This is a genomic window from Gynuella sunshinyii YC6258, from assembly GCF_000940805.1.
Lineage (GTDB): Bacteria > Pseudomonadota > Gammaproteobacteria > Pseudomonadales > Natronospirillaceae > Gynuella > Gynuella sunshinyii.
Genome location: NZ_CP007142.1, coordinates 2,627,557 through 2,648,995 on the forward strand (window position 1 = coordinate 2,627,557; position 21,439 = coordinate 2,648,995).

18 protein-coding genes are annotated in these 21,439 nt (G+C 46.1%); 11 read left to right on the forward strand and 7 right to left on the reverse strand.

Annotated features, from left to right (window positions below; genetic code table 11):
* Positions 1–209: 209 nt before the first annotated feature.
* Entirely contained in the window at positions 210–1,283 is a 1,074-nt protein-coding gene (gene nadA / locus YC6258_RS11540; protein WP_052830226.1) for a quinolinate synthase NadA, read from the forward strand.
* A gap of 49 nt (positions 1,284–1,332) precedes the next feature.
* Here nadA and YC6258_RS11545 read toward each other — a convergent pair whose 3' ends face one another.
* Entirely contained in the window at positions 1,333–2,805 is a 1,473-nt protein-coding gene (locus tag YC6258_RS11545; protein WP_044617126.1) for a M48 family metalloprotease, read from the reverse strand.
* A gap of 20 nt (positions 2,806–2,825) precedes the next feature.
* On the opposite strand from YC6258_RS11545, the gene YC6258_RS11550 reads away from it, so the two are divergent.
* A complete protein-coding gene (locus tag YC6258_RS11550; protein WP_044617127.1) occupies positions 2,826–3,083 on the forward strand; it encodes a sulfurtransferase TusA family protein in 258 nt (85 codons plus the stop codon).
* 62 nt (positions 3,084–3,145) lie between these two features.
* Positions 3,146–4,171, forward strand: coding sequence for an AI-2E family transporter (locus YC6258_RS11555; protein ID WP_342670658.1), 1,026 nt, complete (start codon positions 3,146–3,148; stop codon positions 4,169–4,171).
* On the opposite strand, the gene YC6258_RS11560 is transcribed toward YC6258_RS11555, so the two are convergent.
* Positions 4,164–4,664, reverse strand: a complete 501-nt coding sequence (locus YC6258_RS11560) for a peroxiredoxin (protein WP_044617129.1) — start codon at positions 4,662–4,664, stop codon at positions 4,164–4,166. The two genes, YC6258_RS11555 and YC6258_RS11560, sit on opposite strands and share 8 nt — an antisense overlap.
* Before the next feature lie 232 nt (positions 4,665–4,896).
* On the opposite strand from YC6258_RS11560, the gene dapA reads away from it, so the two are divergent.
* From dapA to YC6258_RS11585, 5 genes are read left to right on the forward strand one after another with little or no spacing between them, the layout of a single operon-like run.
* Positions 4,897–5,772 (forward strand): 4-hydroxy-tetrahydrodipicolinate synthase, encoded by an 876-nt coding sequence (gene dapA, locus YC6258_RS11565; RefSeq protein WP_044617130.1) that lies wholly within the window; start codon positions 4,897–4,899, stop codon positions 5,770–5,772.
* The gene (gene bamC, locus YC6258_RS11570; protein ID WP_144407617.1) at positions 5,772–6,347 is read left to right on the forward strand and encodes an outer membrane protein assembly factor BamC; all 576 of its coding nucleotides are present in this window, start codon (positions 5,772–5,774) and stop codon (positions 6,345–6,347) included. Before dapA ends, bamC begins: the two co-directional genes overlap by 1 nt.
* Positions 6,348–6,354: 7 nt before the next feature.
* Positions 6,355–7,167: an MBL fold metallo-hydrolase gene (locus YC6258_RS11575; RefSeq protein WP_044617132.1), complete on the forward strand. Its 813-nt coding sequence runs from the start codon at positions 6,355–6,357 to the stop codon at positions 7,165–7,167.
* Positions 7,136–7,846, forward strand: a complete 711-nt coding sequence (gene purC, locus YC6258_RS11580) for a phosphoribosylaminoimidazolesuccinocarboxamide synthase (RefSeq protein ID WP_044617133.1) — start codon at positions 7,136–7,138, stop codon at positions 7,844–7,846. The genes YC6258_RS11575 and purC overlap by 32 nt, the downstream gene beginning before the upstream one ends.
* Before the next feature lie 58 nt (positions 7,847–7,904).
* Positions 7,905–8,675: a TIGR04219 family outer membrane beta-barrel protein gene (locus YC6258_RS11585; protein WP_044617134.1), complete on the forward strand. Its 771-nt coding sequence runs from the start codon at positions 7,905–7,907 to the stop codon at positions 8,673–8,675.
* Between the two features lie 69 nt (positions 8,676–8,744).
* Here the strand turns inward: YC6258_RS11585 and YC6258_RS11590 are convergent, their stop codons facing one another.
* Positions 8,745–9,866, reverse strand: a complete 1,122-nt coding sequence (locus YC6258_RS11590; protein WP_044617135.1) for a succinylglutamate desuccinylase/aspartoacylase family protein — start codon at positions 9,864–9,866, stop codon at positions 8,745–8,747.
* Positions 9,867–10,011: 145 nt separating this feature from the next.
* On the opposite strand from YC6258_RS11590, the gene YC6258_RS11595 reads away from it, so the two are divergent.
* Positions 10,012–11,481, forward strand: coding sequence for an NAD(P)H-hydrate dehydratase (locus YC6258_RS11595; RefSeq protein ID WP_052830227.1), 1,470 nt, complete (start codon positions 10,012–10,014; stop codon positions 11,479–11,481).
* Here the strand turns inward: YC6258_RS11595 and YC6258_RS11600 are convergent, their stop codons facing one another.
* Entirely contained in the window at positions 11,482–12,117 is a 636-nt protein-coding gene (locus YC6258_RS11600) for a LysE family translocator (RefSeq protein WP_044617136.1), read from the reverse strand.
* 304 nt (positions 12,118–12,421) lie between these two features.
* On the opposite strand from YC6258_RS11600, the gene YC6258_RS11605 reads away from it, so the two are divergent.
* Positions 12,422–14,986 carry an efflux RND transporter permease subunit gene (locus YC6258_RS11605; RefSeq protein ID WP_044617137.1) on the forward strand — a complete coding sequence of 855 codons (2,565 nt, stop codon included), beginning with the start codon at positions 12,422–12,424 and terminating at the stop codon, positions 14,984–14,986.
* Between the two features lie 262 nt (positions 14,987–15,248).
* Here YC6258_RS11605 and YC6258_RS11610 read toward each other — a convergent pair whose 3' ends face one another.
* A complete protein-coding gene (locus YC6258_RS11610) occupies positions 15,249–16,715 on the reverse strand; it encodes a RimK family protein (protein ID WP_044617138.1) in 1,467 nt (488 codons plus the stop codon).
* Between the two features lie 15 nt (positions 16,716–16,730).
* Positions 16,731–18,008: a peptidase MATCAP family protein gene (locus tag YC6258_RS11615; protein WP_044617139.1), complete on the reverse strand. Its 1,278-nt coding sequence runs from the start codon at positions 18,006–18,008 to the stop codon at positions 16,731–16,733.
* Positions 18,009–18,138: 130 nt separating this feature from the next.
* Between YC6258_RS11615 and YC6258_RS11620 the strand changes: the two genes are divergently transcribed.
* The gene (locus YC6258_RS11620; protein WP_044617140.1) at positions 18,139–19,230 is read left to right on the forward strand and encodes a GNAT family N-acetyltransferase/peptidase C39 family protein; all 1,092 of its coding nucleotides are present in this window, start codon (positions 18,139–18,141) and stop codon (positions 19,228–19,230) included.
* Positions 19,231–19,277: 47 nt separating this feature from the next.
* Here the strand turns inward: YC6258_RS11620 and pta are convergent, their stop codons facing one another.
* Entirely contained in the window at positions 19,278–21,422 is a 2,145-nt protein-coding gene (pta, locus tag YC6258_RS11625; protein ID WP_044617141.1) for a phosphate acetyltransferase, read from the reverse strand.
* Between the last annotated feature and the right edge of the window lie 17 nt (positions 21,423–21,439).

Sequence of the window (21,439 nt, forward strand, 5' to 3'; positions counted from 1 at the left end):
TTCTTTATTGGCAACAAACTTGCGTCGTCATCATGCTATGATATGAATCTGAGTTATCAGACGATTCTGCTGCTGAACCTTCGATGAGTTTGAGTAGTTAAACTTGGGTGGTGGATTGGTTTTGGTCGGAAACGAGTACCCGGTATCGCTGTTAACAGAGTTTATGTTTGTTGTGAGAATGTTAAAAACGAATCTCATTGTCAGTTGTTATGCTTACAAGCAATTGGGAGTCTTTGCTAGTGAATACACCTTTGGTAACCACGCATAATGTGCAAATCAATTTTGATGTTCCGGTGACTAAACAAGGAACAGAATTATCTGACCGTGAAACTCTGGCATCAAAAGAAGAAATAAAAACTTTACTGGCAGAAAAGGATGCTGTCTTGGTTGCCCATTATTATACCGATACTCTGGTGCAGGAGTTGGCCGATGAAACTGGTGGGTTTATCGGTGATTCCCTGGAGATGGCTCGTTATGGACGTGATGCTACGGAAAGTACGATTGTTGTTGCCGGTGTTCGCTTTATGGGCGAAACCGCCAAGATTCTGAGCCCCGAGAAAACGATTTTAATGCCAACTTTAGGGGCAGAATGTTCACTTGACCTGGGTTGCCCCGCCGATGAGTTCAGTGCCTTTTGTGATGCGAACCCTGACCGTACAGTCGTGGTGTACGCAAATACCTCTGCAGCAGTCAAGGCTAGGGCTGACTGGGTAGTTACATCGAGTATTGCCCTTGATGTGGTAGACCATCTCAGTTCTATGGGAGAGAAAATTCTTTGGGCTCCGGATCAGCATCTGGGACGCTACGTGCAGGCTAAAACGGGAGCGGATATGCTGCTATGGAATGGTAGTTGTGTTGTCCATGAGGAATTTAAAGCTCATGGTTTGCAACAAATGAAGGCTATGTTTCCGGATGCAGCTGTTTTAGTTCATCCTGAAAGTTCTACAGCAATTATCGAGCTTGCGGATGTTGTAGGTTCTACTACGCAATTACTGAAAGCGTCTCAGGAACTTCCCAATCAACAGTTTATTGTTGCAACTGACCGGGGAATTTTTTATCGGATGCAGAAGGCGTCGCCGCAAAAGTCTTTTATAGAAGCTCCGACTGCTGGAAATGGGGCAACCTGCAGGAGTTGCGCACATTGTCCCTGGATGGCAATGAATACTTTAGAGCGTTTGAAATCCGTTCTGACAAAGAATGATCAAGTCATTGAAGTCGATCCGACTTTGATTGAGCGAGCGTTAGTGCCTCTCAACAGAATGCTGACTTTCAGTAAAGGCTAGTCGGGACTTGTGTTTGTTCTCAGACGGTTTGTATGTCTGAGAACAGGTGTCAGAACTGGTACTGTTGAACATCGTATTGCATTTGTTGCAATCTGGCAGAAATTCGGGACTTCTGCTGTCCAGTCCATTGAGGTTCCTTTTGAGCAGCTTCAAGGTAACTCATGGCTTTTCGCTCTTGACCAATGAGCCATAAATATTCTGTGTTCGCTCTGAGCTCGCCCCAAGTGTCTCCAACCTGTTTTTCAATTAATAGTCTTTTCTCCCATCCTCTAGGATTATCCGGGTGCAGTAAGGTTATTTCTTTAAGGATTTCCAGAGCACCGGTGCGGTCACTTTGTTGTAGATAGATATTTGCGGCCTGGAATTGGGGGGCCAGACGATTTGGATAGTCTTGTCTGAGCTGGTTGATTGCATCTCTTGCTTCGTCTAACCGGCCCTGTCGGGTCAGTAGTTTGATATGTAGTATGCGGACGAAATAAAACTCGCTATGGTGTTCCGTTAGTTTAGTCAGAAGTTCTGCTGCTTTGGTGGAATTGCCCTGATCCAGGTACCAGAATGCACATGCAGTCAGTGTTGCATAAAAATAGTTCGTATCGGTAGTCTCCGAAAGCCGGGTAATCAGATTGGCTCGTTCTTCCTCTGTAGTATGATGAATCATGCTCAAAGACCGTATAAACTCGTACTCACCAGAATCAATTTTGCTATTGTTTGTGTGGTTTTGGCTATAATGTTTTGCATCTGCTATGCGGTTTTTTGACAGGGGGTGCGTTTGCAGGTATTCCAGAGCGCCACGGTTATACAGACTGGAATCTTTCATCAATGTTTCCATCAGGTCTGCCATAGCTTCGCTGGAATAGCCTGCTTTCTGAAGTAAGTCCAACCCTATCCTATCCGCTTCTGTTTCCATTTCCCGGCTGAAGGCCAGAGAGTTGTTTACGCTGTTTGCCATGCTGGCAAACAGCGTGGCCTGTGCTGCCTCTGAATTTTGTTGGGCCAGTACAATGGCCGCAATAATTGCTGCCAGCTGGACTTTATTGGTATTTTTATTGTTGTTTTGCGTTCTTGAATAATGACGCTGATAAAGATGACCAATCTCATGGGCTAGTACTGAGGAGAACTCAGCTTCGTTTTTTGCATTTAAAAATAACCCGGAATTGATACCAATAATGCCGCCTGGAACGGCAAAAGCGTTCAGATAAGGAGAATCAATGATAACTGTTGATAATGGACCAATCGGAGTATCAGTATATTGGGCGATCAGAGACAGTTGTGCTGCAAGATAGTCACTGGCGTAGTCATTGTCCCATAAGTCTGCTTTTCCTCTAAGGTTACGTAACCACGCATTTCCAAGGCTGCGCTCCTGTTCCAGAGTGATCCCTGCTGTTGCGCTCCCCATGTTTGGAAGTTCAGCTGTGGCTGTTGAGCTCACGGCCTGTGAGAGCAGGATTATCCATAAAGAAATAAGTATTTTTTTAAACATAACTCTCATTTTACCTTTTCCATCGATATAATCTTTCAGCAACTTTCTGCTGTGGGTCAGTGATGAGTAAAGACAATGCCAATTACGACCTGGATGCCCGCAATCTGAGGTGTCCTCTGCCATTATTAAAAACCAAAATGATGCTTAGCTCGATGAAAGATCGAGAAATTTTAAAGGTTGTTGCAACAGATTCAGGATCTTACAGAGATATTCCTGCCTTTATTAAATCAAGTGTTCATAATCTTATTTCAGTCATATTTTATGAGGATACTCATGAGTATGAGTTTCTTATTGAGAAGAAGGATATTGACAATTCATGATGCATGTTTTTCGCCAGCTGATTAATCGTTATTTTTCTGATGAAGAAGCTGTGGTTCTGGCCATGATATTGGCTCTTACCCTGGTTGTAATCTATTGGTTAGGACAGGTCTTGGCCCCAATCATTGCAGCAGTGATCATCGCTTATATCATTTCACCGCTCGTTGATCGCTTGGTCAGGTGGAAAGTACCCTATATGCTGGCTGTGATTATCGTGTTTCTGTTGCTGGTCAGTGTCATTTTATTTCTGATGTTTATGCTGTTTCCTCTTGTATTCAGGCAGGTATCGAATCTCGTGTCTGAGGCTCCCAATATTTATCGCAGTGTTGTTGGTTTGATCGAACGCTTACCGGAATCTTTTCCAGAGATCGTTTCGCCGGATATTGTTGATCAGTGGATGTCCTACGTAAACAGTTCTCAAATGGGAGAGAAAGTCGCTGGATGGACGGGGCAATTATTTCAACTGTCATTGTCTACCCTGCCAAGTATATTCAGTCTTTCTATCTATTTGTTGATTGTGCCGATTCTGGTGTTTTTTATGCTGAAGGATCGTGCTCATTTATGGGATCAGTTCATCGATTTGTTGCCTCGCAGGCGTAATCTTTTGAACAAAATCGGCATAGAAATGAACCAGCAGATTGCCAATTACGTGAGAGGGAAGGTCATCGAGATTTTTATTGTTGGGGGAGTGACGTTTGTTGTCTTTACTATTCTGGGCATTAAGTATTCGGCGTTGCTTTCGCTTTTGGTTGGGCTTTCAGTGCTGATTCCATACATAGGAGCAATTGTTGTCACGATTCCAATCGCTTTGATTGGGTTGTTCCAATGGGGGCCTGAAGCTCAGTTGGCATATTTGTTGTTGTTTTACATGATCATTCAGTTCTTGGATGGAAATGTGTTGGTGCCGCTGCTTTTTTCTGAAGCTGTGAACCTTCATCCTACGTCTATTATTATTGCTGTTCTGTTGTTTGGTGGTATCTGGGGCTTTTGGGGAGTGTTTTTTGCCATCCCTCTGGCAACATTTTTTAAGGCTATTTATAACGCTTGGCCAAAACATCCTTTAGATAAAGATTCCACCGCTGTCAGCTGATATTCGTTCGTTTTAGTCCTGGTTCAGATAATCTCTGGCAGTAAGCCAGGACTTCATGGACATGCTCTTTGACTGAGATGTCCCGCCATTCCTTTCTGAGAATGCCATCTGAATCTATTAAAAATGTGCTTCTAATCATTCCCATAAACGTCTGATCCTTCAATGTTCTGGGTTTGATAACGCCAAATAAGGCGCTCAGAGCCTGATTTTCGTCTGAAATTAATTCAAATGGCAGAATCTGGGCCGCTTTAAACTGTTCATGGGACTCCAATGAATCTCTTGAGACTCCAAATACCAATGTATTGGTAGCCCGGAAACTGTTGTAGTTTGCAGCGAAATCCTGACTCTCAATAGTGCAGCCTGGTGTGGCGTCTTTGGGGTAGAAATACAGAATAACGTTGTAACCTTTGAGTGCCGACAGTCGTACGTTCTTATTGTTTGTTGCAGGTACAATAAAATCCGGTACCTGTTGATTGATGGTGACGGTTCTCATCGCAAGGCTCCCTGCTCATTAAAAAGGACCACTTTACAATGTTCCATCAGGGGGCTGTATCGTACAAAAGTCATACGGTTTCAGGTTTTCATATAAAGTGAGTATGTTGTTTGATCGACTTGTGTATAACCGCAATTATTCTGTGAAATATTGGGGGAAGAAATAGATTTGACTTGAGACATAGGCATGCCGCAAGTACCATTCGTGGCTCAAAAAAGTCGGGAGAATATCAATGTTCAGGGGTAGTATGGTGGCGCTGGTAACGCCTATGTTGGAAGACGGAAGCGTTTGCTGGACCAGCCTGGAAAACTTGATTGAATTTCATATTGAAAACGGCACGACAGGTATTGTGGCTGTTGGTACCACTGGTGAATCGGCCACTTTGGATGTGGCAGAGCATACCGAAGTCATTAAATTTACCATTGAACGTGTACGCGGTCGAGTGGCTGTGATTGCCGGTACCGGTGCTAACGCGACGAAAGAAGCGATTCATCTGACTCATTCTGCCAAAGAGCTAGGGGCTGATGGTTGTCTGTTGGTAACCCCCTATTACAATAAGCCTGGTCAGGAAGGTTTGTTTCAACATTATACTGCGGTGGCGGACGCTGTGAGTATTCCGCAGATTCTGTACAACGTTCCAGGACGAACTGCCTGTGATATAAAAGCAGAAACTGTCGGGCGGTTGTCAACACACAAAAATATTGTGGGAATCAAAGAAGCAACAGGTGATATCGATCGTGCCAAAGCGATTTTAAATCTGGTCGACAGTGGGTTTGATGTGTTGTCAGGAGACGATGCAAGCAGTCTTGAATTTATGAAAGCTGGGGGACATGGGGTGATTTCAGTTACTGCCAATGTTACGCCAAAGGCAATGTCCAGTTTTTGTCAGGCCTGCGCAGAGGGCAATTGGGAGCTTGCTGAGAGACTCAATGAGCAAATGATGCCGTTGCACAAAAAGTTGTTTACAGAATCCAATCCAATTCCAGTGAAATGGGCAATGGAGGAAATGGGCTTGATTCCCCCTGGGATCCGTTTGCCGTTGACCCGGCTGGCTGAAAATCATCAGGATATTGTTAGGCAGGCTCTCATTCAGGCTGGTGTAATTTAGTGATTAGGCAAATATTAGTAGTGTCGGTGGTGGTAGCGACGCTGGTTGGATGTTCCAATAAACCACGCATGTATGAAGCTGAGCAGGATAAGACGATTGTCCTACCTGATGGAGTTGCATTGAATATTGACGATCAGCACATTATCCCAAAAGGGGATAGTTGGCCGGTTGAGCTTAAACGTGCAGCGGCAGACATTCGTCCGCCTATCAGTACTGATCGTAACAATCGTGAGATTGTGCTTAAACGTGACGGTAATGAAAATCCTCTACTATCGATCAAAGATAATTTTGACAGCGTCTGGGAAGATGTGGTTGCTGCAGGTTCACGTGCGTATGGTGTGACTGATATCAACCGTACCCAAGGCATCATTTTTCTGAACTACTACGATACAGATGATGGCAGTCAGAAAAAACACTGGTTTTTCGGCCGAAAAATCAAAGGACAATTCAGGCTTTCTCTGTTCAGTACAACCGAAGACGTACAGGTTAGTGTGCAAACGGATTCGGATGAACTGGCCTCTAAAGAAACGGCAGAAAAAATCCTGACTGTTATAGAATCTGAACTGCGGAGATAGCTTTCCGGTGCAATTTGCTTCTCTGGGAAGTGGTAGCAAAGGTAACTCCACACTGGTCCGTACTGATCAGACCGTAGTGATGGTGGATTGTGGGTTCTCTGTAAAAGACGTGGAGCAGAGGCTGGCACGTCTGAGTCTCTCGCCTGCGAACATTGATGCGGTTCTGGTGACTCATGAGCATGGTGACCATATCAAAGGAGTTGCTGCGCTTTGTCGTCGCTATGATATTCCGGTATTCAGTTCATTTGGAACTTGGCAGTCTGTTCGGAATGCTTCTGGAGTTTGTCATACACCGATCAATCTCATGCAATCGTTTAACATTGGGGATTTGATGGTAGAACCGGTTGCAGTTCCGCATGATGCCAGAGAGCCTTGTCAGTTTGTTTTCCAAGACCGTTATCATCGGCGTCTGGGGATTCTGACTGATTGTGGTCATGTGACTGATCATATGATTTCCTGCTACCAGAATTGCCATTCCCTGTTGCTGGAATGCAATCATGACCTGGAAATGCTGAGGAATGGCCCATACCCTATGTCGTTAAAACGGCGTGTAGGTGGACTATATGGCCATTTAAACAATGAACAAGCCGGTGATTTTTTAAACCGTGTTGCTCACAATGGATTGCAACACGTCGTCATTACTCATATCAGTGAGCAAAATAACGAACCTGAACTCGCTGTTCACTCTCTAGCAAGAGTAATGACTCATATATCGACATTCCCAGTTATCGATCAGGAAGACGGGTTGGACTGGCACAATATTCTTTTACCAGATGGGTCTAATAATTATGAAGAAAGGCAAACTACTGTATTCAGGTAAGGCCAAATCTGTTTATGAAACAGAGAATCCTCAGCAGCTCGTTATCGAGTTTCGTAACGATACCTCCGCGTTCGATGGTAAGAAGGTTGCGCAGCTTGATCGTAAGGGGATGGTGAATAATAAATTCAATGCATTCATCATGGATAAGCTGTCCAAGGCCGGTATCGAGACCCATTTTGAGCAGTTGTTGTCTGATACCGAATCGCTGGTCAAAAGAATGGCAATGTTGCCTGTTGAATGTGTGGTCAGGAACCGGGCTGCAGGAAGTCTGGTGCGCAAGTTGGGTATTGAGGAAGGTCGTGAACTCAATCCGGCAGTGTTTGAATTTTTCTATAAAAGTGATGCCCTCGGGGATCCGATGATCAATGACAGTCATATCATTACCTTTGGTTGGGCAACGGCCAAGCAGATCGAGCAGATGAAAACCATTACCCATCAGGTTAATGAGGTCCTTTCCAAATTGTTTTTGGATGGAGGCCTTATCCTGGTGGACTACAAGCTGGAGTTTGGAGTTTACGAAGGTCGAGTGTTGTTAGGTGATGAGTTTTCTCCCGATGGTTGTCGTTTGTGGGATGCCAGTACGATGGAAAAAATGGATAAAGATCGTTTCCGTCAGGACCTTGGCAATGTCATTGAAGCCTATGAAGAAGTTGGCAGAAGAATTGGAGTCAGCTTTTAGTCAGGTTGTCTGTGCTATTTGTGGCATTGACAAACTGTTTACGGCAATAGGAAGAAGAATGAGAACGATACCTGTGTTTGCAGTAGTTGGTATATTGACGTCTACTGTATCGGCAGCGCCATTGATAGATGTTGATCTGGGAGTTGGTGCATGGGCCCCTGGAATATCCGGCCATATAAATGCTTCCAACAATCAAGAGGTCGATCTTGATAAAGACCTGGGACTGGAGGCTGACAAAGGATTGTATCTATATGCGGAAGTGGATCATCCGATTTTCTTCCTGCCGGATTTTAAAGTACGGTATCAGTCATTGGTCGCCAATGGCAGTGGTACCGTAAATGTGACTACAGAGTATGCAGGGGTCACGCTGAATAAAGATGAGAAAATCGATACCAAATTTGACCTTTCTTATACTGACTTTATTTTGAATTACGAATTGCCGGTTCCCAGTGTCGACGTTGACTTGGGAGCCAACTTCCGTTGGGTGGATGGAAAATTTACGGCTAATGATGAGTCTGGTGACGTTTCCATTGTTCTTCCTATGGCTCATCTAGCGGCAGAACTGCAGTTGGATAGTATCAGTCTGGCCCTGGGAGGGGAGTATAATTTTCTGCCGCTGGGAGATGGGTCATCAGTATCTGATTATAACCTCTATGCAAAATACTACCTTCCTTTACCTGGAAGTTTCATTGGCAGGCTTGGCGTAGAGCTTGGTTATCATGACTTCAGTATGGATGTTGGTGATGAGGTGTTTGGTGCAGATACTGCCAAATATGCGTCTAACGTTACCGCTAAGGGCATATATATGGGACTGGCAGCCTCGTTCTAACATCTGATAACACTGCATTCAATAAAAAGGGCAGCTTAACAGGCTGCCCTTTTTGTTTTCATATCGTAACTAGTCGCTGATCTGTTTTGCTTCTCTAACAGTTTCCGTTCCGGCAATCATTGCAACAACCTCTCCTTTTCTAACCAGAGCCAGGTCATGAATACCAAATAACAGACCCGAGGTTCCGGCCACTACTGGTGTGCGTTGATTAGCTTTATCTTTGCCTATCAGAATAATTTCAGCGATCTTGTCGCCTTTTTGAACAGTATTACCTAGCTGGCAGGTATAATTTATAAAACCCGGAGACGCATTGGTGACCGCGTCTATTTGCTCGAGTCTGGAAATATGCAGTTGAATATCGCGGGATTGCTTGTTGCCTGCAATCAGTTCCTGATTGATCAGGAACTGAATCAGGTTTTGAGAATCCATGTCTGCGAGGGTGTCATTGACATCAGCTTTTCCACGCAATTCCACAGTGGTGGAGAAGCAGGCAAGTGGGATGTCGTATTCAGTGAATTGCTTTTGCAGCCATATCCAAGGTTGGATATGTACGCCATCAAACGCATTCTGCTCCAAGACATCCTCTAGGATGACGACAGGAAAGTTCAGGCAGCTTGCCAACTGTTTTCCTGTTTCCTGCAGGTGATCCGAGCAATATATGTGTCCCAGAGCTTTTTTGTCGCAATGCAAATCCAGGACATAGTCTGCCTGCAGGGAAATTGACAGTATCAACTTATGCAGACACTGCAGTTCGGTTACTTCTGGAAGGTCGGAAACCTGTTGCAGAATGGCGGCTCGGATTCGCTCTTTGTTTTGGTTTCTATCATTGGATAACTGAGGTTTGACGGTTTCTACCAGAGATTCCAGATTCAGCTGAAAACCTCGGTTAAAATTCTGTCCATTCTCTCTGTTTAACCGGCCAAGAGTGTAGCCATAAAAATGCTGGTCGAGACCGATAGGGTTGGCGTAGGGCAGAATTCGGAAGTTGGCGATTAATTTGTTGTCAGCTTCCAGCTGTTCAAGTAGAGGTATTAAATGTTGTATGGTCAGTATTCCTGGCCATTCATCGGCGTGAAGTCCGGCCTGTATAAATACCACAGGAGCTGATGGGGCTGTGTTGAATTGATATTCAATCAGTTCTCTGTATGTACCGATCGAACTGTTTGGGATTGTATGATGTATGACCTGCATGTTTGTATTCCAGGAAAACCGATATCGTGTTTGGATGATACCGGTTGTTACTGTGTGCAGGGAAGTGATTGAGATGCTTTTGGTTTTGGCCTGGATGCTGGGTTTTGGGGATGGTGATTGAACGGTGAGAACAGGTAATGTCTGTATGTTAAGTAAGGTATTGTTATCTTCGGCAGTAAAAGCGATTGAGCAGCAGTGGGCGCAGAAATCAGGACAGTCAACCTATGTGTTGATGCAACGGGCCGGCGATGCGGCTTTTCAATTGATTCGACAACAGTGGCCGGAATTCTCCCGATTTTGTGTGGTGGCCGGAACGGGTAATAATGGCGGCGATGGTTATATTCTGGCCATGTTGCTCAGGCAGGCTGGGTTTATGGTAACGCTGATCAGTGCTGGTGAATCTCGTCAGGGAGGGGATGCAGAACGTGCTAAAGGTGAGTATTTGAAAAGCGGGGGAGTTACCGAGATGTTCTTTCCGGATGCATCGCAGCAGTATGATCTGATTGTTGATGCGTTACTCGGTACGGGGTTACACGGAGAGGTCAGGCCCAAATACGTTCCATTCATTAACTTTATCAATAACAGTCACAGTCCGGTGTTGTCGTTGGATGTACCAACTGGCGTCGATGCGGATCAGGGCAGTTTCAGCCAACATACCGTTCAGGCAACTGCAACGTTAAGTTTTATTGCTTACAAGCCTGGGTTGCTTAGCGGAAAGGCCAGGGCATATTGCGGAGACCTGCACCTGGCTTCCCTGGATGTTGACGTTTCATCCAGTCAAAGCGCTATGGAATATCGCCAGGGGATTCGTTTGAGCCAGTACCGTCGTGATCTGGCAAGCCATAAAGGTCTTTTCGGCTGTGTAAGTGTTGTTGGTGGGAGTAATGGTATGGGAGGGGCTCTGATTCTGGCAGCGGAAGCCGCTGCCTATATGGGAGCCGGTTGGGTAATGGCCTCAACGGATACCCAGCACCTGTCTGCGCTGTTAACCCGTAATCCCGCTATCATGGCCAGAGGCTGGGATGAAGCCGATAGCCTGGTGGAAAAAACGACCGTCGTTGTGGCCGGTACTGGCATGGGGAGGAATGAGTTTGCGACCCGTTACCTGGAAAAGTTGGTGTCACAGGCGCAGCAACGACGGTTGCCTGTCGTATTGGATGCAGATGGTCTGTTCTGGCTGGCACAACAACCGCGGGAATATGATTATTGGGTTCTGACCCCTCATGATGGAGAGGCTGCCCGATTGCTGGGCGTCAGTGTGTCGGAAATCCAGACTGACAGGGTTCATTGGGCAAGCGTGATTCAGAAAAAATATGGCGGCATTTGTGTGCTTAAGGGGCTGGGTTCGATTACTTGTGATGGTCAGAGAAGTGTGATCAATGGATCAGGTGATGCGGGGATGGCCAAGGCCGGATCAGGTGATGTGCTGGCCGGCATGATCGGTGGTTGGCTGGCCAGAACCGGACGCTTTGATATTGATGTTGTCAGCGAAGCGGTATGGATACATGGCCGCAGTGGCGAGTTCGCCGCTCTGAGGTTTTATCCAGAAAGCATGCAGGCAGGCGATCTTATCGCAGCCTTACCGGAAGTATGGCGCGATCAGTCGTTTGACTGATCAAATCTCGCCATGACTCAGTACTTCCCATAGTAGCCGCAATCCCAGGCTGATCAGCAGTACACCGAAAACACGGTCCAACCAGATTGACATTTGTTTCAGGCTGTTCAGCAGACGGGAATTTGAAAACAGGCTGGCGATCAGAAGGTACCAGAATGTGTCGATGGCTGCGGCGGTAAAGGCGTATATGAATTTTTCGCTGAGAAGACTGTCGGCGGAAATAAACTGGCTGAAGAGTGCAATAAAGAACAGTGCAACCTTGGGATTAAAAAAAGCAATGAAGAAGCCATTTCTGAACCCCTGATTGACAGACTCCGTAACAGCGCTGTGACCACCTTCAGTTTGGGCACTTTTGATGATTCCCAGGCTTTTAATGCCCAACCATAGTAAAAACAGGGCTCCAGCGACCTGTAAAGTATTAAATAACAAAGTTGAAGCGGTGATGATGATTGCAAGACTGCTCATTGATATGAAGGCGTAGATACCAATGCCCAGTCCATGACCAATTGCCGTCTTTATGCCGTTTTTGCGCCCACCTGATAAAGTGTTTTTGATCACGACCGCCAGACTGGGACCAGGCGACATCGCTCCCAAAATACAGATTGTGGTAATCGTTAACCAAGATGAAAGTGTCATTACAACGGTTTCTCCGGAAATTAGGCACTGTATTGTGAAATATTTACCGATGCTTTTAAAGCATCATTCAGGGAGGTTGACTGACCTTGAATCCTGATTAAATGGAGCGTAAAGAGAAAGAGACAATGGAAATTATTTTATCGGTCTGATCAGCTTTCGTTATATTATCAAACGCTGATGTCGATAGCTCACCGGTGCTGACTAACGGTGACTCCATGTAGAATCTCGGTTTGCCTCCCATAACTGCATATCGCCCTGGGTTTTACTGATTCAAACCAGAAAAATTAAAAGGACAGACTTACTCATGTTGCGCTGGATACAGGAAAAATATGACGGTATTGTTTTGGACAATGCCATCTGGATGTTGGTTTTGCTTGCCGTAGTAACAGCATTTATGGGGTATAGCGCCCGTAATTTTGAACTCGATGCATCGGCGGATACGTTGGTCCTGGAAGGTGATCCTGACTATCGCTATTTCCGTGAGATTTCTGAGCGCTATGGTGCCAGCAGTTTCATGTTTATGACGTACACTCCGCAGTCGGCTTTATTTTCTCCTGAGTCCCTCGCAGAGCTGACAAAACTACGTGACGAATTACGAAAAATTGATGGAATTCAGTCTATCGTCACCGTGATGGATGTACCGCTGTTGTCCAACCCGCCCGTACCGCTGGATCAATTGGTATCAAATATCAAGTCTCTTGAAGATCCGGAAACGAATATTGAAATGGCCAAGCAGGAACTCGCCAACTCCCCTCTCTACGTCAACCTGCTGCTCAACCTGGATTACAACACCACCGCACTGCAGATCAACTTCCCAGTGGATGAGGTGTTAAGTAATTTGCAGGACACTCGCCAAAAACTGTTGGATAAAAAATCTGATTCTGAATTGACCGGTGAAGATATCCGGCAATTGAATCAGCTGAACATCCTGATCAAGGAACGCAACAAGTTACTTACGAAAAAACTCAGCCAACAGATTGATCAGATCCGGGCCATTATGGAGAAGTACAAGGACCACGCTGAGTTGCATATTGGTGGGGTGCCTTTGCTTGCTGATGATATCGTCAGCTATGTTCGATCTGATCTGATGGTTTTTGGTCTCGGTGTACTGGTCCTGCTCATCATAACCCTGGGAATGATTTTTCGCCGTATTCATTGGGTCATTGTACCCATGGCGGCATGTGCCGATGTGGTTATCATTATGATGGGAATGCTGGGGTCTATGCACTGGCAGGTTACCGTCATTTCGTCGAACTTTATTTCGTTACTGTTAATTCTGACTCTGTCGATGACGATTCATTTGATCGTCCGTTATCGTGAGCTGTTAAAACGACATCCTGAATGGGAGCAGCGGGCAATTGTCAGCGCGACGGTTCGTCAGATCTTTATTCCCTGTCTCTACATGGCGCTAACAACTGGCGTGGCGTTTATCTCATTGATCGTCAGTGGAATCAGGCCCGTCATTAACTTTGGTTTAATGATGACCGTCGGTATTCTGGTGGCATTTTTGGTGGCTTTTACGTTCCTGCCTGCAATGATGATGTTGGTTGGTAAAGATGAGAGTGAAGCAAAAGATGCGAGCAATGTTCCGTTCAGCCAGTGGTTTGCCAACCTGACCATTCGTCATGGGACCAAAGTGCTGGTGGTCAGTGTTTTTGCGGCAGGAATGACTGTGATCGGCGTTTCCAGACTGGTGGTGGAAAACTCCTTTATTGATTACTTTGCTGAAGATACCGAGGTTTATCAGGGCTTAAGTGTGATCGATCAGCGTTTGGGAGGCACAACACCTTTGGATGTGTTGATTGATTTCCCCGGTACTGAAATTGTACCAAATAAAGCCGCAACCAAGTCCGATCAGAACAACGGTGATAATGATGGATTTGTCGATGAAGACTTTTTTGGTTCAATGGATGATGTTTCAGATTTTGAATCGGATTTTGGTGGCGATAAAGATCCGGAAAAATACTGGTTTACTGCTGATAAAATTGCTGTCATCAAACAAGTGCACAGTTATCTCGACAGTAATCCTGACATCGGCAAAGTCTTGTCTTTGGCGACGATGATTGAAATTGCGGAGTCATTTAACAACAACAAACCGATGACAGATGTTCAGTTGGCACTACTGTATTCTGTGATTCCCAAAGAGTTTAGAAGACTGGTCATTGATCCTTACGTGTCTGTCGAACATGGGCAGGCACGTTTTAGCCTGCGTGTCATTGACAGTAAAAAAGAGTTGAACCGCAATCAGCTGTTGAAACAAATCAAGCAGGATATAAGCGAAAAACTGGGCATAGCGCCTGAGCGGGTTCATCTCTCTGGTCTGATGGTACTTTACAATAATATGTTGCAGAGCCTGTTCAGCAGTCAGATAAAAACTCTCGGTCTGGTATTCGTGGCTATTATGTGCATGTTCCTGGTATTGTTCCGTTCATTGAAATTATCGTTGATTGCCATGGCTCCAAATCTTCTGGCGGCGACTTTTGTGTTGGGTATTATGGGGTGGGCGTCGATTCCTCTCGACATTATGACCATCACTATTGCCTCGATTACTATCGGCATGGCGGTGGACAACACTATCCACTATATCGTCAGATTCAGAGAAGAATTCCTACTGGACCATAATTACATGGCCACCTTGAAGCGTAGTCACTCAACGATTGGGCGGGCGATGTTCTATACCAGTCTTTCCATTATCATTGGTTTTTCCATTCTTGTTCTGTCGAGTTTCAGGCCGACGATTTACTTTGGATTTCTGACGGCACTGGCGATGTTCGTCGCTCTGGTAGGGTCGCTGACTCTGCTTCCGCAGTTGTTGATTTTATTCAAACCATTTAAATCTGATGCATTGACAAGATCTGTTGATCATTAACTGAGTAAGCAAGTGGAATGGGGTGTGGTTCTCTATACGTTGGGACTATTGGCTATCAAATTTTTAGCACCAGACCCGCTTGCAGCATAAGGTTCATAGGATTTATCCAGTCGGCCTAAGTAAACCAGGTCGACTGTTCTTCAATCAAAGCATTTGAAATCAGCGCGTCCTGGTTCACTCTGCATGTAGTTACTTATGCTGCATTTCAGCCTGATCACGGAAGGGCTGGAACAAAGTGTGTTCGTTTCTTTCCCTGGAATGATTATTTGTCTGAACGACCATTTGCCAGTTCCAGGCGACGATAAAAATCTCCCATGATTGTCTGATACATTTTGTATCCGAGATGTTGGTCTTCAACGCCTTTATCTATGCTCGGATTGTCATTGACCTCAATGACCATGACCCGATTTCCAGATTGTTTGATGTCCACACCAAATAAACCATCGCCCATACATCTGGCGGCTTTTACGGCAGTCTGAATGACTTTCTTAGGAACCTGATCAATGGAAAAGGCATCGGCAAGACCGGATTGATCATAGGCTTTACGGGCCCCGTGGTTGTATATTTGCCAATGGCCTTTGGCCATAAAGTAACGGCAGGCAAAAAAAGCCTGCTCGTTCAGCACGCCGATACGCCAGTCAAAGTCAGTGGGGACAAACTCCTGTATCAAAATAATCGCGGAGGACTCCAGCATCAGGGCCATTTTGGTTTGTAGCTCTTCGGCTGTTCTGGCTTTTTCAACACCAATGGAAAAGGCACCATCCGGAATTTTCACAATAGCCGGCAAACCAATCTGCTCGATAATCTTGTCTACATCAGGTAAACGATGTTTCATCAATAACAGTGATTTGGGGGTGGGGACTTTGTTTCTGGTTAGTACCTCATGGAGGTACACTTTATTGGCACAGGTCAGGATCGCTGAAGGAGAATCAATGACCACCAGATTGTTTCTTTCTGCAATCTGGGCGCAACGATAGGTATCGTGTGTGACCGATGTGGTTTGGCGAATAAACAACGCATCGTACTGAGGGATTCGATCCGCATCCCGGGTGGTAATGAAATCGACATCCAAACCCGTCTCCTTGGCTGCTTTTTCAAACAGTTTTAAAGCTCCTTGGTTCGAAGGTGGCAGTAGCTCGTCAGGATTGACCAGAATCGCCAGATCATACTGATATTTACGGGAACTGCTTTTACGCCACACTTTACGACTGAAAATATCAAGAGCATCGGCAAACAGTGTTTGCTGGTGATCGTCCAACTGGTCTATAGAAATGATAGAGACATTTTCCAGTGACCAGATGTTTTTGCTCAGTCGTTTAAAATGAGTTCTGAGTGCCGGAAAACGAAAGCGTTCAAACAAATGTCGGGTGAGTGCATTCAATTCTTTAACGGCGCTCTTACCGAAAAATATTTCCAGTTCAAACTGATGATCGTTAGCGTGGTGTTCAAGTAACTTTCCGAACTTTCGCTCCAGTACGTTGCCTTTTTCATAATTATGAAATTCTGTGATGGATCGTACCGATGGGAACGGCAGTTCACCTCGGGCCTCGGCCAATAATGAACCGTAATAGCCGCTACTCTGATAGCTGAAGTCCCGGCACAGGTTAATAACATAACCAATATCCGGTATCGGTGCTGCCAGATAATCGTTGATTTCGGTAACGTGCCTGTCTTGATAAAACGGTGTCCAGTCAGACAGTTGATCCACCAGGATCAATAGTGATTTCATAAGTATGCCTTTCAGTTAAAACAGATGAGCATAGTCCTGCTCCAGTTTTTCAAATGACAGATTGCCAATGAATTTACCGAAACTCAGCCATGCAGCCAGACCTCTGAAGTCTGAAAAATGGGGTGGAATAAACGAAGGAGCCATGATGGTCCCGTTGTCCAGCAGTTCAGTGTAGCTTTTAAAGTCGTCGAGATTGATCTTTCCGCACATCAGAATAGGTAATCGATCTATTCTGCCCAACTGTATTGCCACTCTAATCAGATTGTAGACCAGCACAAACCCCTTGATATAAGAGATATCTTTGGTGAACGGCAGACCGGTAGGAACGGAACCGCGAAACGCTCTGCTGGTAATAGTGAAAGCATCCGGAGCGGGGATACCTTTGTCGGTAAAATAACGATAAATCTCGACAAAATCGGCCCCGTCAGTGGCCATTGTGGCGGCTCGGATGCGGCTGACCAGTTTGCTCAGACGTTCGGGGGTAGAATGCAATGTGATAATTTCGGTTAATACTGCCAGGCCTTCCTGAGTAACGGTGGCTGAAGGTGTTCCCTTGGCAAGTGCTTTTAAATAAGGTTGGCTGAGACCGTTAAACGTCGTACCCAAATGAATCCAACCTTCGTGTACTTCGAGAATTTCCAGCTCTCTCATAGAGAACATGGCATCTTTGTTTATTTTGATGGTATCACTGCCAGCTGCGGCGTCAGAAACGATACCATCGCTAATCACTACTTTAACCGGAATACCTTTCATACTGGTGTTAAGTTTGTCTGCCAGTATGACAACGGCTTCTTCAGCAGTGAGGTTTTTTTCGTCCTGTGGCAGGAAGTCGTGACGCATACCTTCCAGTACTTTTTCCAGCATGATACCCAGTTCCGCCAAAGATGGTTCACCCGGATGAAAGACATCATGAGCACCTCCGTACAGCTCGGTGGACAAGGCATGAAAAGCTGGAGTTCCGCGCGCCTCAATCATCCTTAAAACAATTCTGAACTCACGACACATTTTGATGAGCAACGCACCGGCTGGATTGAGTTGTCCAAGCTTTTTGGAAATTTCAGTTTCCAGGGTAAAGAAATCATGTTGCAGCTGCTGGGGGTCATAGCCCAGGTTTTTGCTCAAGTAGGTATCTTTGTTGATTTCTGGCAACACTTTGCCTTCCTGCTTCAGGAACTCCTGCCGGATATTGGCCGGCCAATTGATAGAGTCGAGAATGCGAATCGGGCTCTGCAATGAATTGAGTTTTTCAGATAGTTCTTTGACGATCTGATTGAAATCAGTCAGTACGTTCATGGTGTACTCTACGACAGCGGTCAGTTTGGAAATTATCGGTTATTTTTTAAAAAAGGAAATAATTATTACTGAACTGGAGCAAATGCCAGGCTTATAATTTATTGGCTGATATTTCTGTTTTGGAACTTATATGGATGCTATCCGTGCCGCTGCCGTCAGCGACATTGCCAGTCTGGTCAGGCTGGAAAATATGGTGTTTGACAGTGATCGTCTGAATGCGAGGCGATTTCGTTATTTTCTCCACAATGATAAGAGTGAGTTATGGGTGGTTGGCAAGCCTGTGACCGCATATGCATTAGTGATGTTTCATCGCGGAACTGGTTTGGCCAGGTTGTATTCCATTGCGGTTCATCCCGATAACCGGGGGAACGGAATTGCTTCGCTTCTGCTGGATCACATCGAACAGAGAGTGCTTGCACGAACCAGTCTGGTGTTGCGTCTTGAAGTTAAGGTGGATAATGAAGCGGCCATTCGTCTGTATCAAAAACGTGGTTATAAAAAAGTCGCTGATTTGAGCCATTACTACGAGGATGGCACCGATGGTTTGAAAATGGAGAAGCGGCTTCAGCCTATTGTCAAAGTGCCGGATAACGTTTGTTATTACCCTCAAAGTACTCCATTTACCTGTGGTCCGGCTTCTCTTCTGATGGCCATGCACAGCCTGAAACCAACAGTGACCATCAGCACTATTGAAGAGTTAAACATATGGCGGGAGTCAACGACTGTGTACCTGACGACCGGCCATGGCGGCACCTCCCCACAGGGGCTGGCGCTGGCAGCAAAAAGTCGAGGTTTCGACGTGGAATTGTGGCTTTCGTCAACGGAGGTGCCATTTTTAAATTCTGTGCGGGACGCACATAAGAGAGAGGTGATGACATTGGTGGCTGAGGACTTTGATCGCCGCTGTCAGCAACAGGGGATTGTTCCACAGCCTTTTCCGGCCAACCTCGACAAAATTGAAGAAACATTGCGTGATGGTGGCCGGATTTTATTGCTGATCAGTACGTATCGTTTGAATCGCAATAAAGCACCTCACTGGATCTGGTTGGTTGCCATGAATGATGAATATGCTTTTGTGAATGATCCGGATATCGATGACGACCAGGACAGCTTCGATAATTCTTTTGTGCCAATCTCCAGACTCAACCTGAACAAAATGATGCAGTATGGTAAAAATCAGCTAAAAGCAGCCGTGATTCTTAGGTCGGCAATTGGAACCTGATTGGGGTGAAGAGGCCCGAACCATTCGGTTTGGGCCTGGAGGTGCTGTTATTCGAGGGCGAACTGATCAGCCTGGATGGCCGTCAGCGCGATGGTGTAGACAATGTCCTCAACCAATGCACCCCGGCTGAGGTCGTTTACCGGTTTTTTCAAACCCTGCAGCATCGGACCAATACTGACAACGTTGGCACTTCGCTGCACTGCTTTATAGGTTGTGTTGCCGGTATTCAGATCCGGGAATACAAATACTGTGGCTTTTCCGGCGACCGGGCTGTCCGGTGCTTTTGATTTCGCCACACTGGAGATTGCTGCAGCATCGTACTGAAGTGGCCCGTCGATAATCAGATCAGGCCGTTTTTCTTTGGCAAGACGAGTGGCTTCACGCACTTTTTCGACATCGGTACCGGAACCTGATCCACCCGTGGAGTAACTGATCATCGCGATGCGCGGTTCAATACCAAATGCTTTGGCGGAATCCCCAGATTGGATCGCAATGTCTGCCAGCTGTTCTGCGGTTGGGTCAGGATTGACCGCGCAATCGCCGTAGACAAGTACCTGGTCAGGCAGCAACATGAAGAAGATCGATGAAACCAACGCGGCATCGGGCTTGGTTTTGATCAGCTGCAGGGCCGGACGAATGGTATTCGCGGTAGTATGAACCGCTCCACTGACCAGACCATCCACTTTATTCTGTGCCAACATCATCGTGCCTAATACCACGGCATCTTCCAGCAGGCTTTCAGCCATCGCTTCTGTCATCCCTTTGGCCTTACGTAGTTCTACCAGTGGGGCAACATAATGGCTGCGGATACTCTCCGGATCGATGATTTCCACCCCATCGGGGATTTCATAGCCCTGACTGCCGGCAAGACGTTGAATTTCCTGTTCCCGACCTAGCAGTACACACCGGGCAATACCCTTGCTGGCAGAAATACAGGCCGCCTGGATCGTTCTTGGCTCTTCACCTTCAGGCAGGACAATGCGCTTGTGCGCGTGGTTGGCACGTTTTACCAGTAAATGGCGGAAAGCCGGTGGCGACAATCGTACTTCATGAGGCAGTTTTCCACGTTCAGCCAGCCATTCAGTTTCCAGTGACTGGGCCACTGCATCCATAACTGCTTCCATCCGGGTGACATCGTCGGCCGGTACTTCTGTACTCATTTCATTAAGCAGTTGGGCTGTGACAAAGGTATTGGTACTGGTGAGCATGATCGGCAGGCCAGTATTGATAGCACTTTGGCACAAATCAAAAATACGGCTGTCGGGTACCAGATCCCCAGTAAACAGAACACCAGCCAACGGCACACCATTCAGTACAGACAGTGACGATGCGATGAAAATATCCTCACGATCACCAGGGGTTACCAACAGAGTTCCGGCTTTCAAGGTGTGTATCATGTTTGGCACGGTACGCGCTGCCAGAGTGATCGAATTTACCCGGCGTTCGCGATAGTTGCCTTCAGAAATAATTCTGGCACCAAGATGACTGGCGATGTCAAAAGTTCTGGGGGCAACGAGAATGGGATTCCAGTGTATGATGCCCAGGCAGCGAAATGTTGGGTTATCAAATACCGGTAACTTGCGTTTCACGTCATCCAGGGTGTATTCCCGCACCTCAATGTTTTCTTCCTCATCCCGGGCCTGTACCTGCTGATGATCCACTGGTGGTGCGCCGACTTTGTTAAGAATACATCCGAGCAGTTTCGGGTTAGTCAGGCCACCAAACAGACTGGCGGTCATTTTGATCCGATCATTCAGTTGGGCTGATGAGTATTGGTTTTTGGCTGCCACCAGAATAATGTCACTGTTAAGTGTTTTGGCAATGACGGAATTTAGCCGGGCAATATAGTCTTCGTTGACCAGAGGAACCAACCCTTCCACAACCACTACATCAGCGTCCTGGGCTGACTGTTGGTAGATACTGATGATTTCTTCCATCAGTTGATCTTCATGACCCAACGCCATTTGTTGTTGGGCATAAGTGAGACCTAATGGGGTTGCGGGTTGCAGTCCCACAGTTTCACGAATTAAATGGGTGGAGCGTTCCGGCCCGATATCCTTACCAAATACCTGGGCAATCGGTTTGCAAAAGGCAACTCTGACACCTAAACGATCAAGGGCGCGAACCAGACCCAGACAGACTGAAGTCAGACCTGTACCAGATGTCGTGGGCGCGATAAAAAAACTATGCACTTAACGTTTCTCCAACT